This window comes from Desulfobacula sp. (genome assembly GCF_021107415.1).
The window spans coordinates 1-14,078 of sequence record NZ_JAIOSW010000025.1 but is presented as its reverse complement, the minus strand read 5'-3'; the positions used below and the strand labels follow the sequence as shown (position 1 = coordinate 14,078).

Annotated in this window: 15 protein-coding genes; 11 read left to right on the top strand and 4 right to left on the bottom strand. The window is 37.7% G+C overall.

Features of this window, described 5'->3' with window-relative positions; translation table 11 throughout:
* Positions 1–26 precede the first annotated feature (26 nt).
* The 11 genes from K8S13_RS01355 to K8S13_RS01305 all read left to right on the top strand — a co-directional run bounded on the left by K8S13_RS01355 (position 27) and on the right by K8S13_RS01305 (position 11,168).
* The gene (locus K8S13_RS01355) at positions 27–764 is read left to right on the top strand and encodes a thiamine pyrophosphate-dependent enzyme (protein ID WP_291459848.1); all 738 of its coding nucleotides are present in this window, start codon (positions 27–29) and stop codon (positions 762–764) included.
* Between the two features lie 37 nt (positions 765–801).
* Positions 802–1,341, top strand: coding sequence for a 2-oxoacid:acceptor oxidoreductase family protein (locus K8S13_RS01350; RefSeq protein ID WP_291459847.1), 540 nt, complete (start codon positions 802–804; stop codon positions 1,339–1,341).
* Positions 1,342–1,449: 108 nt separating this feature from the next.
* Positions 1,450–1,995 (top strand): cupin domain-containing protein, encoded by a 546-nt coding sequence (locus tag K8S13_RS01345; protein ID WP_291459846.1) that lies wholly within the window; start codon positions 1,450–1,452, stop codon positions 1,993–1,995.
* Between the two features lie 30 nt (positions 1,996–2,025).
* Positions 2,026–3,180, top strand: a complete 1,155-nt coding sequence (locus tag K8S13_RS01340) for an acyl-CoA dehydrogenase (RefSeq protein WP_291459844.1) — start codon at positions 2,026–2,028, stop codon at positions 3,178–3,180.
* Between the two features lie 67 nt (positions 3,181–3,247).
* Positions 3,248–3,772, top strand: coding sequence for a universal stress protein (locus K8S13_RS01335; RefSeq protein WP_291459843.1), 525 nt, complete (start codon positions 3,248–3,250; stop codon positions 3,770–3,772).
* A gap of 718 nt (positions 3,773–4,490) precedes the next feature.
* Positions 4,491–5,384 carry a DMT family transporter gene (locus K8S13_RS01330; RefSeq protein ID WP_291459842.1) on the top strand — a complete coding sequence of 298 codons (894 nt, stop codon included), beginning with the start codon at positions 4,491–4,493 and terminating at the stop codon, positions 5,382–5,384.
* A gap of 332 nt (positions 5,385–5,716) precedes the next feature.
* Positions 5,717–5,992, top strand: a complete 276-nt coding sequence (locus K8S13_RS01325; RefSeq protein ID WP_291459841.1) for a hypothetical protein — start codon at positions 5,717–5,719, stop codon at positions 5,990–5,992.
* 1,236 nt (positions 5,993–7,228) lie between these two features.
* Positions 7,229–7,432 (top strand): cold-shock protein, encoded by a 204-nt coding sequence (locus tag K8S13_RS01320; RefSeq protein WP_291348317.1) that lies wholly within the window; start codon positions 7,229–7,231, stop codon positions 7,430–7,432.
* 989 nt (positions 7,433–8,421) lie between these two features.
* Positions 8,422–8,880: a PaaI family thioesterase gene (locus K8S13_RS01315; RefSeq protein ID WP_291459839.1), complete on the top strand. Its 459-nt coding sequence runs from the start codon at positions 8,422–8,424 to the stop codon at positions 8,878–8,880.
* Between the two features lie 832 nt (positions 8,881–9,712).
* Entirely contained in the window at positions 9,713–9,952 is a 240-nt protein-coding gene (locus K8S13_RS01310) for a hypothetical protein (protein ID WP_291459836.1), read from the top strand.
* A gap of 64 nt (positions 9,953–10,016) precedes the next feature.
* Positions 10,017–11,168 (top strand): lecithin retinol acyltransferase family protein, encoded by a 1,152-nt coding sequence (locus K8S13_RS01305; RefSeq protein ID WP_291459834.1) that lies wholly within the window; start codon positions 10,017–10,019, stop codon positions 11,166–11,168.
* 216 nt (positions 11,169–11,384) lie between these two features.
* Here K8S13_RS01305 and leuB read toward each other — a convergent pair whose 3' ends face one another.
* The 4 genes from leuB to K8S13_RS01290 form a co-directional block, all read right to left on the bottom strand.
* Positions 11,385–12,473 (bottom strand): 3-isopropylmalate dehydrogenase, encoded by a 1,089-nt coding sequence (gene leuB, locus K8S13_RS01300; protein ID WP_291459833.1) that lies wholly within the window; start codon positions 12,471–12,473, stop codon positions 11,385–11,387.
* A gap of 199 nt (positions 12,474–12,672) precedes the next feature.
* Positions 12,673–13,563, bottom strand: coding sequence for a heterodisulfide reductase (locus tag K8S13_RS01295; protein ID WP_367172505.1), 891 nt, complete (start codon positions 13,561–13,563; stop codon positions 12,673–12,675).
* Positions 13,446–13,841, bottom strand: a complete 396-nt coding sequence (locus tag K8S13_RS25530; RefSeq protein WP_367172504.1) for a hypothetical protein — start codon at positions 13,839–13,841, stop codon at positions 13,446–13,448. Before K8S13_RS25530 ends, K8S13_RS01295 begins: the two co-directional genes overlap by 118 nt.
* Positions 13,842–13,880: 39 nt before the next feature.
* Positions 13,881–14,078, bottom strand: a 198-nt coding sequence (locus K8S13_RS01290; RefSeq protein WP_291459832.1) for a hydrogenase iron-sulfur subunit, incomplete at its 5' end; no start/stop codon positions are given.

The window sequence follows — 14,078 nt, the reverse complement described above, 5'->3', positions numbered from 1 at the left end:
ATAGTTAAATTCAGGAGAAAATTATAATGGGAAAAACATTTTCAACGCCGGAAAGTCTAAGTGACACAATGACACATTATTGTCCGGGCTGTACCCATGGGATTGTTCACAGACTTGTTGCAGAAGTCATTGATGAACTTGATCTCAGAAAAAAAACCGTGGGGATAGCGCCGGTGGGGTGTGCTGTACTGGCATATAATTATTTTAATTTTGATTTCCAGGAAGCAGCCCACGGTCGAGCCCCTGCCATGGCAACTGGCATAAAAAGAGTAAGGCCTGATTTGATTGTTTTCACATATCAGGGAGACGGAGACCTTGCAAGCATTGGTATGGGAGAGATCATCCATGCGGCCAATAGAGGAGAAAAATTTACAACCATTTTTATCAATAATGCCATTTACGGCATGACCGGCGGCCAGATGGCCCCAACCACCATGCCCGGGCAACGGGCAACCACGGCCCCCACAGGACGTGATACCGACCAGACCGGAATGCCGATTCGAATGGCCAATCTTTTAGGAGAGCTCGTAACACCAGGATATGTAACCCGCCAGGCCGTATTAAAACCCCAGCAGATCAATAAAACAAAAAAAGCCATTAAAAAAGCATTTGAGTACCAGGTGGAAGGCAAATGTTTCAGTTTTGTTGAAGTGGTCAGTACCTGCCCGACAAACTGGGGTTTAACACCCCTTGATTCATTAAAATGGGCTGAGGACAATCTTTTGCCCTACTATGAACTGGGTGATTACAAAGTACCGGAATAGGGTATTTTACTTTTATTGATATTTTTGGGAGAAAACAATGCAGACAGAAATAAAATTTGCAGGATTTGGAGGCCAGGGAATCTTGCTCAGTGCAAAGCTTTTGGCATATGCAGCAATGAAACAGGGCTTTTTTGTTGCCTGGGTTCCATCCTACGGACCTGAAATGCGAGGCGGGACAGCTTATTGTACTGTTGTCATTGCCAGCAAAAAAATCGGTTCACCCGTCATAAAAAATCCTACTCACCTTGTGGCAATGAATCGGCCGTCATTGGAAAAATTTACCAATGATGTAAAAACCGATGGAGTTATCTTTATTAACAGTTCTCTTATTCCCACAAGAAGCAACAGAGAAGATATTGTTGAACTGGTTGTTCCGGCAAATGATATTGCCATAAAAGCAGGTAGTGTAAGAGCCGCTAATATTGTGGCTTTAAGTGCATTTGCCGCAAAGACCGGCATAGTTGATTTAGACCTGTTAAAAGATTGTGTAAAAGAAGAGTTTGCAGCCAAAGCAAAAATTATTCCTTTGAATATGAAGGCATTTGATGAAGGCGTCAACTGTGCAAGAAACAATTAATATCTCATCGTTGAAAATGTAAATTTTAAACAATTTAATTATTGATAGATGTAATTATTGGCAGGTGTAACTATTGATAAAAGTATCTATTGGTAGACAGGAGAAAATATGGCTAAGAAACAAGAAGATTCCCCAACCGGAAAAAAAATAAAAAGAGCCCGCCTGGATAAAAAAATGAGCCTGGATGCCATGGCAAATGAGACCGGTCTTTCAAAAGAGCAGATAAAAATGATAGAATCCGGTGAGAAAACCCCTTCGGTTGGAACACTGATTCAATTGTCCAGAGCCCTTGGAGTTGATTCCTACCACTTGTTAAAACACGAAGAATCCACCAGTAAAGAAAGGTCAAAAGCTTATACCAAAAGAACGGATAATTATGCATACACGCCGTTGGCCCCGGGTGCTGAAAATAAGCATTTAAAAGCATTTCGCATTGTGATTGACGCTGAAAAAAGCCACGGCGGTGTAAGCTTTTGCCATGAGGGAGAAGAATTCGTACATGTGCTGGAAGGTAACGTAAATGTCCAAGTGGGGGATCATGTCAACTCTTTAAACAAAGGCGATTCTCTTCATTTTAATTCAGGCATTAAACATGATCTTAAAAATGTAGGACAAACCCGGGCAGAATTGATTGTGGTTGTATACGCACCTTAAATACAAAAGCGATATAAAAGGGAATAAAACATGTCATTTAAACTTACAGATGAACAAATAATGATTCAAAGCATGGTCAGAGAGTTCTCCAGGAAGGTTGTTGCTGAAGGTGCTGCCGAAAGGGATAAAACAAAAAAATTTCCTAAAAAAAATTTTAAGCAGATGGGAGAACTGGGTTTAATGGGCATGATGATCCCTGAAGCCTATGGCGGGGAGGCTGCAGATGCCGTCTCATATGTGCTGGCATTATCGGAGATTGCCTATTCGTGTGCCTCAACTTCTGTTGTCATGTCGGTTCAAAATTCCATTGTCTGCGAGAGCCTTAATAAATTTGGGTCTGAAAAACAAAAAGAAAAATTTTTAACCCCTCTTGCTTCAGGTGAAATAATAGGGGCCTTTGCTTTGACAGAACCCGAGGCCGGATCCGATCCTGTCAATCAGTCCACCACAGCCGTTAAAGACAAGGATGAGTACATTATTAACGGGACCAAGCGATTTATTACTTCGGGTAAAAACGGGAAGGTCGTTCTTGTAACGGCAAAGACAGATGAAAGTGTTGGTCATAAAGGTATCAGTGTTTTTATTGTTCCAAAATGTACGCCGGGTCTGACCGTGGGACACATGGAAGATAAGATGGGACTTCGTGCATCAGATACCACAGACCTGATATTCGAAAACTGTCGCATCCCTGAAGAAAACCGCCTGGGAAACGAAGGGGATGGATTTAAGATTGCCATGTCCGGCCTTGACAGCGGAAGAATCGGTATTGCCGCCCAATCATTGGGTGTTGCCCAGGCAGCTTTTGATGCGGCAGTAAAATATGCAAAAAATAGAAAACAATTTGGCTCTGCTATTTCAAAACACCAGGCTATCCGGTTCCAGATTGCCGATATGGCCACACAGATAGAAGCGACCAAACAACTGGTTTTTTCCGCATCCGCCATGAAAGACCGGGGTGAAAATTATACCAGAGAAGCATCCATGGCAAAACTGTTTGCATCTGAAATGGTAAACACGGTAACGGCCAGAGCTATTCAAATTCATGGTGGATACGGGTTTACCAAAGACTATGATGTAGAAAGGTATTACAGGGATGCCAGAGTTTTTACCATCTATGAAGGCACATCTGAAATACAAAGAATTGTTATTTCAAATCAGATTTTTAAAGACAAAAGAAAACCCTGATAATATGATTTGAGAAATCGACAATAATTGGTAAAAAAATTTTACCATAATTTATATGGAGATATAAATGGTTCAACAGATTAAAAAGATATTGGTTACTTCTGACCTTTCAACAAAAATGAAACAGGTATTTGAACATGCAGCAACCCTGTCCGCCTATTATAAAGCAGATATCATTATACTCCACGTGATGGAGGACAATACAAGCGGCCCTGTTAAATTTACAAAGATGGCTTTTGGGGAAACTCTTTACCAGGATTTACAATCCCAACGAAAAGATAGCGCTAAAAAAGCAATGTTTGGGAAAAATGTAGATGCATTAAAAATTCAGCAGGCCATTGGTGATTTTTTTAAAAAAGATCTTGACTTAGATCAAGATTACAGTTCACCAATTAAAAAAATCATTGTGGCGGAAGGTCGATCCATCGCAGATGAAATTGTTGGAACATGCGCAGATGAGAATTGCGACCTCATCATTATGGGATGCAAACATCAAGGTTTTTTAGAAAAAACCTTGGGTATTGACATTGTAAAAAATGTTTTGAAACGCTCAATAATTCCAATTTTTATTGTTCCGTTTGAGAAAAAATAAAATAGTGAGATAATCAAGCGCTTACAGATTGAAAAGGAGCTCAGGCAGGAAAAACAGGAATGGGAGGAATTAATCAAAGAGCTTCAAAATGCACTTGATGATATTAAAACACTAAGCGGTTTACTTCCGATTTGCGCGCATTGCAAAAAGATACGTGATGACAACGGGTATTGGAATCAAATAGAAGGCTATATCCAAGAACATTCTGAAGCATCATTTAGCCATGGTATGTGCCCTGAATGTTCAGATGAGCTTTATGGTAATGAGGATTGGTATATAGAAATGAAAAACTATAAAGGGAAGAAATAGCTCTGCTTTTCAACAGAGAAATTCAGTTGCTGAGAGTGAGTCTTTTATCTATTATTATGGGGTTTCGGCTGGAAACCAACGGCGTTCACTGGTATTTTAAAGACCCAGTCCGGATAAAATTTGAGCACCCCATATATGGTTTATAAGGCTTTTCCAGTTTTGAAGGTTTTATTCAATTATATGAACCAAGGGCCTCATGGCCAGGCATTCTTCCAAATTCTACTCTATAATATAAAAAATATAGCAACAATTTTTCATAGCTTCGACATAAAGATATCAATTTGAGTTTAAAACCAGAATTGAATTTCTCTTTACAGTTATTATAGATATTGTTATTTGAGGTCGGATATCATTCAATTGATAACCAAAACGCACAACTAACTTATTTTGTTTTTTTATGGAGTTGAAATTGATCAGTAAACCCACTAATTACTTAGTCAAAACTATTATCTTTACAGGCTTAGCACTAATTGCATTTGCTGCAAATTCGGTGCTGTGTCGACTGGCATTGGGTGAGAGAGCCATTGATGCATCCAGCTTTACCATTATACGTCTGCTATCTGGAGCCATTGTTCTTCTGGCGATTTTAAGTATTAATAAAAATAAAACTGGCTCGTCCACAAAGGGGAGTTGGTATGCCAGTTTAATGCTGTTTCTTTATGCCATTTCATTTTCATTTGCCTATATTACGCTGAACACAGCAACCGGGGCACTCATTTTGTTTGGTTCAGTCCAAATAACGATGATAATGTTGTCTCTTATTTCAGGAACTCGATTGCATGGTACCGAATGGATTGGGGTGATGATTGCTTTTGCGGGGTTTGTTTATCTGACTCTGCCAGCGGTGACGACACCATCAGCTATTGGTTTCTTGCTTATGACTATAGCCGGTATTGCTTGGGGTATCTATACTCTTATTGGACGAAACTCGAAAAACCCACTTGTGGATACAGGTTATAATTTTTTTAGAACTATTCCATTTGCCATTATTTTATTGCTTATTGCGAGTAAGAATTTAAATTATTCTTTTGAGGGTATACTATTAGCTATACTATCAGGCGGTGTAACATCTGGGATCGGTTATGCGATATGGTATACTGCTCTTGGTGGACTTTCAGCTTTGCAAGCGGCGGTACTTCAATTGTTGGTTCCTGTAATTGCAGCTTTCGGAGGAATTATTTTTGTATCTGAGACGATCACTCTTCGTTTAATGGTTTCAGCCACAATGATATTAGGTGGTATCTTAATGGTAGTTTTAGGTAGGTATTATTATCTTCAAATGCAATCGGCCTGCAAAATATAGCAACAATCTTTCCATAGCTTCAACATAAGAATATCAATTCGAGTTTGAAACTCAACTTCTTCAGATTGTTTCCAGAATACCATCAGTTTGTTTCCGATCCAGGCCCAGTTTGTTTCTCAAAAAATAAACAGCGCTGCAGAATCAAACCCACAACGCCATTTTATAAAACTAAGCTCCCAAAAATTGAATTTTTTGCAGGCTCTTATTAATTTTTTTCAAAAATTTACTGACATGGCTCGTGTCCTTTCGGTGAGCATGCGTGAATCAGTTATAAAAAAAGGTAATATCGATTCTCCAAAACAATTTAGCCCAATAATAAGGAGGAGGAACCGATGACTGTAGAAAAAAACTTCACTCAAAACCCTGCTTTGGATAGCGTTAAGCAAAAATTTAAATCCTGGCGTAAAAAAAGGATACGTGGCTCCCGAATTCCTGATGAGCTATGGGAGGCAGCAATCAATGTTTATCATTCTGAAAATTTAACCCTGCATAAGGTTGCCAGAGAATTACGCCTGAACCAGCTTGATTTTAAAAAACATATTCAAAAAGAAATCCCAAAAGCCGTAGCCATTTCTTCCTTTCCAATTCCTGATATTTCCCAGTGCTAAATGGAGTTTTACCAACCGTACTATTCAATCTCTTTCTGGAAGCTCTGACAGTAGAGGATACCGGCAATGGTTGGAAGTTGGACGATAGGTAAAAAAAGGAGCCAAAGCCATTTATATCCTTGTCCCCTGTCTTAAAAAACAAAAAGATGAAGAAACCGATGAAGAACAAATAGTTTTGACATACTTCAAGACTGTGGCAGTATTCAAGGTCGAGGATACTGAAGGAGACCCCCCTGGATTACCAGAACATTGAATTGCCTGAACTTCCTTTGATTGAAAGAGCATATGACTGGGGGATAGAGGTTAAGAGTGTTCCTGGGAATTATAGTTATTACGGATATTTTATACCGGCAAGAAAAGAGATTGCTTTGGCAACAAAGGAAGAAAAGGTTTTTTTCACGAATTAGCACATGCAGCAGATTACTTAATCAAAGGCAATTTGCAACCGGGACAGGAACCTTTACAGGAAATAACCGCAGAATTAAGCGCTCAGGCCCTGGCACGTATCGCCGGTAAAAATTGTGAAGATACCACCGGTAATTCTTATCAGTATATTAAAGGTTATGCAGAACAAATTGATTTGAACCCCCATAAAGCCTGTCTGAAGGTTCTCTCTGATTGTCAGAAAATTCTTAACCTTATTCTTCACGGTCGTGCTGATGGGGTCATAAATTTAAAGAAAGAGAATTTCAAGTGTTTTGTGAAGAGCTATAATTTTCCGAATACTTGAACTGTCTCATCTTAATAATTTTTTATATTATATCGTTTAATTTGGAAGAATTGCTTATGAAAACATTTATGAGTCATATAATTGAATAAAAAATATCAAAGCTGAAAAAACTTCAAATACCAAATATAGGGGAGCTCAATTTTTGTTTTGGGTGAGCACTACGAATACCAGCCAACATAGTTAAATTTTGTATTATTCTAAGCGTTTATAGACACATTAGCCACCTTTTTACTATTCTAAAATCCATTCCCAACGAGGATATTTTCTATTTAAAACCATTAAGAATACAAATGGTATCTTGTACAATTTCAGACTCGGAAAAACCTTGGATAGGATCCAATAATGCTTGACTTCTATTCGACATTCTTATATTTTAGATAAATTGTGTTATATTGTATTAACACGTAGGTTTCCCTTCTAAGGTGTATATTCCCGACAACCAAAGCGGTATTATCCCCCAAAGTTAGAAACTTGTATTTTTTTATTTTTTTTAGGAGATTGCCAACATGGCTAATGGTACAGTAAAATGGTTTAACGACTCAAAAGGTTTTGGATTTATCGAACAAGAAGATGGTGGAAAGGATGTATTTGTACATCATTCAGGCATTAATACAACAGGTTTTAAATCCCTCAACGAGGGAGACCGTGTTTCATTCGACATCGAAGATGGACCAAAAGGTCCTTCAGCAACAAATGTAACCGTGGTTTAGTTAACCATTTTTTTTGCTAAAAAAAAATATTTTGATGACTTGAAAAATAAAAGACCCTGAACAGGATATCGTTCGGGGTCTTTCTGTTTTTACGAAAGGCACTCATCGTTTTCGTAGAGATTGATGTGGATAAAAAACACTAAAAGCAAAATAGAGAATTTTATATCTATGAAAATGTGTAAAAAATGCGCTGAATGTTGTAAAAATTATCCATCAACCCTCAGACAGCAAGAAGTCTGCGCTTTAAATAAGGAAAAATTATTTTCCTGAGTTTAAACAAAAATTATTAATAGATATAAAGGTCTGTTCAATAGTATTTACAGTTAAAAAATTCGAGGGATGGGATAATAATTTTCAATCCCCTGTATAATATTTTTCCAATGGCTTGAAGCTCCAGTACTCACCTTTTAAAGGTAGGGAAATGGGCTATCCGTCATCATCATCATCATGATGATGACAAAAGCAAACCACGAATTAAAAGTCATCGTAAAGTAATCCTATTTTTGTTTTCAAAGACATTGTTGCCTTAGGATTTATTAATTTCAAATATAGTTTCAAAATTACTGAAAAAGAGCATTATATTAAAAAGTTGTATGTTGCAAAATAATAATGATTTGATCCGGTTTTTACTGAGTACTAATGGTATAAGTCAAATTCGACAAATAACCGAGCGCTTCATCTACCAGTCCGGGTTTTTTAAATATTTCCAGAATGCCACATCTGGTATAGATAAATTTTTCATCCTCGGATTTAAAAATCAATTATATGGAAACGAGAAAAATCAAATTGAACAAGACTCCATTATGGTATATTGGATTAAAAACATTCATCAAGTTTAGTGGATATCTTATAAATTTTGACAAGATAAAAGTTATGATAACTTGCATCATAATTTAAATTTTTTAATTCAGATTTCGGTTGGGTATTTTTTTGGTATCTGTTAAAAAAGTCATTATACAATAAACGAAACAGGGAGTTTGAAGAATCTAATGACATATAATTTTGTTGCCCAGGATGAACAATTTGAAGAGAAGGTAAGAAAAAGTTTCGCAAGGCAGCGAGCGATGGAGACACTCGGAATAACATTGGAAAAAATTGAGCCTGGTAGAATTGAACTTCGTATGCCTTACAACGAAGCATATACCCAACAACACGGATTCCTGCATGCTGGAATAGTATCTACTGCATTGGACAGCGCCTGTGGGTATGCAGCATTCTCACTCATGCCCAAAGAAGCAGCGGTGCTCTCCATTGAGTACAAAATCAATCTTCTGGCACCTGCGAAAGGCGATAGTTTTATTTTTACTGGAAGAGTACTGAAAACAGGAAAAACTGTCTCCGTTTGTCTTTCTGAAGCGTACTCAGAAAATTCTGGAGAACGAAAATTGGTTGCACAAATGACAGGAACCATGATGACGGTAATCGGACGGGAAGGAGTCGATCAGTAAGAATTGTAAGGATTGAGTAAAATACAGTTAACAAGATAACATGTAAACATTTTGAAGTCTTTCTATCCTGTTAAAAATAGAGTCGGCATTGACACCACCACTTGGAGAATAAATGGAATTTATTTACTCGGACACACTAAAAAAATAGTTCAAGGTTTTAGGGCACTTTTACAATGTTGTCATTGATGGACAGATTTTTCAATGCAGAAGTTCGTTAGAAATAATATGTAAATCAATCAAGGATTCACCTTTTGAATCGCCGGATGCTGTTGTGATTATGATGAACCCTGGCTCATCAAGACCACTCGATAAAAAATGTAAACCCACATCATTTTCTCTTGATGAAATATTTTTATGTAAATGGGAAAAAGAGATTGTTCCCACAAGACTAGATAATGCTCAATACCAAATAATGAGATTGATGACTCTTAACAATTGGCGTCACACTATAAGGTACTGAACCTGTCTGACTTAAGGAATGGTAATAGCGGCAAGTTTAGCAAAGAGTTTGAAATGGCATCTGTTTTAAATCCCTCAAATCCCCATTGCATAACCCATGAGAGTCGTAGAATAGAACTAAAAAATGAACTTATCAATATCAAGAAAGATGGTAAAAAAATAACCCTTTTCTGTAATTAAGAGGGGGCTGTTTTTACAAAATTTGTTTTTTATTTGACGTACAATGTAAAAATTAAAAACATATTTATTTGTCCAATCCTGCATAAAGTTCGTAATAGAATAGCAACAAATAATATTCAGCAATTCATAAATAGATGGCATATAATTTGCTTAGTTTAAATAGTATTCAGGATAATGATAAGGAAAATACCTAATGACAATAAGAATGCCTGACTCAAGTATAAGTGATAAAGTTCTCAAATGTTTTGGTAAAAAAAGAGGTCTTATTTTGCCAAAAATTATCAATGAACAAGATGTCCATTCTTTTTATGCTACAGCAATAAAAGAAAATTTCTGGAAAGCACTTTTTCGATCAAGAAATGAACAATTACCTTTAAATGTAATTGACTATGAAACCTTTATGAAAAATTTTAAGGGAATGAGAGATCTCTAAATGTTAACAATTAAATATTTTAATGTTTTTATCTAAAAAATATTAAAATAATAAGGAGAACACAATGACATTTCCAAAAGGAGCCATGCTACAAAGACCTATTAAAACGTTAAAAATGAAAACAGCAAATCATATTGGAATTTACATTGGTAATAATGAAGTTATTCACTTTGGGTATCCAGCTGCCAATAAAATATTAAAGACCTCACTATCGGGATTTGCTGGATCTTCAATAAACATAAAATCTATAACACAAAAACAAAGTCCTGATAACGAAAAGCATGGTAAGAATATCTGTAAGAATGCAGCATTACTGCTTAATACTAAAGAAAATGAATACAATAAAAAGTATAGTATTCTTTTAAATAATTGTGAAGATTTTGCGCGAGCATGCTATGGGAATGTATTTATAGTTAATGACCAGTGGGAAGATATTCGTGGTGGAACTGGTGAGGTATTATCAAAATTGAGTGGCCATGCTTCTAATACAGTCGGTAAGGTAGCTCGTCAAATGGGAAACAGTGCAATGGCAAAAAATGCTATAGGTAAATCTGCTGGAGTAACCGCGCGTAGTACTATTAAAAGTGCTGTAAAGGTTGCTCATAAAACAGCAGTTGGAAAAAAAGCTATACAGTCTGTTGCAAAAGCCTCATTAGGTAAAAGTGTTTATGGTGGGGCGGCTATAAATAATGTTTCAAAGTTGGCTAGAGGTAATGCAGTAGTGGGGACTGTCACTACTGTGGCTTTGACTGGCCCTGATTTTTATCGTGCATTATTTGATAAGTCTGTTTCATGGAAACAGGTAGCAAAGAACCTTGCAACTAACGGAGCAATGGTTGCTGGTGGAATTGGTGGGTGGGCTGGTGGTGCTGCACTTGGTAGTCCGCTAGGTCCCGTCGGTGCACTTGGTGGAGCTTTAATAGGGTCAATTGTCGCATCAACAGCAGCAAAAAAAGTAGCAAAATCTGGACTAGATATTCTTCATACAGATGATTCAAAAAAAATGAAAAAACTAGTAGAGAATGCATCGATAAAACTGGGCACTGAGTTCAAATTTACTAAAAGTGAATTTGAACTATTAATTGAATTTTTAAAGGGAAAAATGGATGTAAAATGGTTAAGAGAAGTATATAAATCTGGAAAAACAGATTCAGAGCGAGCTAAGTTTGCCTACTCACAATGTCGTGGCATGTGTTATGAAATAAGAAGTGTATAAGAATCAATATAAGCTCATAATTTTATCAAAAACAATTATTGGGCTATAAAAAAACATAGTCTTGCATCAACAATCAACTATATCAAACAAAGTCGGTGTAAAAATGGTTGCGGGTTTGGTTGCGACTTTGGTTCCAAAATTGTAAAAAACAGGGTAACAGGTAGAATACGATATCCTTTAACCATAGGGTTTCAGCGTTCTTCAAAATAGGTACGGCTAGTTCGTAATTTTTTCCAGTTCTTCTATGATAGCGTTTCCCATGGTTTTTGTATCCACAGCCTTATTTTTTTCATCAGTCAGATCAGCTGTAAAAATATTTTTTCCAAGAACATTTGAAATGGCTTTTTCAATTGCATTGGCAGCGTTCGAGAGTCCAAAGGTATGTTTAAGCATCATTGCACCGGACAGAATCTGGGCAATGGGATTGGCAATGCCTTTTCCTGCAATATCCGGGGCAGATCCCCCTGCCGGCTCATACAGCCCAAATTTTTTTTCGTTCAGACTGGCGGAAGCCAAAAGACCCATGGAGCCGGTTATCATGGCACATTCATCAGAAATAATGTCCCCAAACATATTCCCACAAAGAAGTACATCAAATTGATGGGGATCTCTGACAAGCTGCATTGTGGCATTGTCAACATATATGTGGTTTAAGGTGACATCAGGAAATTCTTTTGCAATATCAATAACCGTTTCCCTCCACAGCACCATGGTAGACAGTACATTGGCTTTATCGACAGATGTCACGATATGCCTTCTTTTCCGGGCTGCCTCAAAGGCCATCCGTGCAATCCGTTCAATCTCAAATCGGGTATAGACCATTGTATCATAGGCTTTTTCATCAAGTCCTTCTCCCTGTCTTCCCTTGGGTTCCCCAAAATAGATGCCGCCTGTTAACTCTCTTACGCAGAGAATATCAAAACCGTCTTTAATAATTTCAGGTTTTAATGGTGAGGCCGCTGCCAGGGAAGGAAAGACCTTTGCGGGTCTAAGATTACAATATAAGCCAAAATGTTTTCTTATGGGCAATAAAGCGCCTCTTTCCGGCTGCTCTCCCGGGGGAAGGTGCTCCCATTTCGGGCCGCCGACTGAGCCAAATAAAATGGCATCACTTTGTTCACACAGGGCTAAAGTTGAATCCGGCAATGCTTTTCCATGGTTGTCTATGGCAATACCGCCAATATCTGCAAATTCATATTCAAAGTCAAATTCATAAAGGCTTGCAGTCTTTTTAAGAATGTTAACCGCCTGTTCCATTACCTCGGGTCCGATTCCATCACCCGGGAGTACAGCAATCTTGTTCAAACCTGTTAATCTCCTGATTTTTTTAAAGTAACATTTATAAAAATTTTATATTATATTAATTTTTATAATATGCAATAGTTTATTTAGTTTTTATTAAATAAGTTTAATTATACTGGATTGTGACAAAATAAAAAAGGGGGAGATGATAAAAAATCATCTCCCCCTTTTTTTAAAATGATTTAAATTTTATACTTTTCAGTTATTTTCTATTGCTGTACTCCGCATAAGTCATTGCCGCAAGTCTGTAAACAAGATGGGCCATTTTTGAGAACGGCAGGAATGCAAACAGATTAAAAATAGCAATCAGATGCAGGTAGTAAAGGAAATAAGAAAGATATGCCATATGGGCAAGACGCGCCATTTCAGTCAGCATGCCGGTAAGGCCCAAGGCAAAAACAATGCCAAGGATAAACCAGTCTTTGTAGTAGGTAATCTGGTCATCTTTCTTATCCAGCCTGTTTTTGATCATCAACCCTGACCCGATGACCAGGGCTACGCCAGCAATATTGGCCAGCCATTTGATCGGATTCAACTGAGAATATGGGCCGGGCAATCCGCCAAGATACAACATTATGCCACATACAGCGGTCACAATAAAAAGTCCGATAAATGAATAAAGAACCATCATATGCGGAGTTGCTCTATCTTTATTGGCTTCACATTCATTGAATTTATCATGTTTTAAAACTACCGGGATAACCCTGATAAGCGCCTGAAAAAATTCCTTGTAATTCAAGGTAGTCTTATCAGTTTTTCCTTCAAGAACCGCATTTTCATGGATATCATTCAAGAAATTTTTAAGGCTGAGAAAAAAGATGATGACCACTGCAGCTGCAATGGGCACAAAAGTCATATCCACGAACCAGGTCGAGAAAAAATCTGAGTGTGCAATCACATGCTCACCCTCGTGGACATGTGCCCAGTCAAATAATGGGATGAATTCAAAAATTTTGGTCATTGTCTCACCGGCAGTCATGGTAATAAATGCCCAGAAAGCAAACCAGATGGCGGGTATTCCAAGCAGTAAAGGCAGCTTTTTCGGATCATTGACTGCATTTGCCAATGCTTTGGGTCTGGCATATTCGGTAATGGCCACAGATCTGATAGCAGAAAGGACATCCCCTGGTGCTGCGCCTCTCGGACAGACTCATGGCACAGCCAGATATCACCACTGCAGATCAGCTTGTCTTTAAGACCCCAGGAAGCGGCAATCATTTCTTTTCTTGGGAAAGGACTGTCTTCAGGAGCAATAGGACAGGCAACCGAACAAGTGGCACACTGGTAACATTTTTTAAGTGTTTCACCACCCAGACTTCTTACTTGAGCAATAAAGTCAAGATCCGGTTGAGCAAGATATTTTTCAGTCATACTTATATACCTCCTAAACTATTTTTTAAATAGTTTTGATTAGAATCCTTTGAATGGGTTTGGACCGAGGTCTTCAACTTCTTCAACAAAGGCATTGATTATTTCAGGAAGTTTGTCATATTCATCAATGGCAACTTCAACAAAGGCAACACGTTCTTCTTCAAGTGCAAGACTTGAAAGAGCATCACCGATTTTTTTCACACGTATTTCGGCCAGCTCGGAACCTTTCATAAAGTG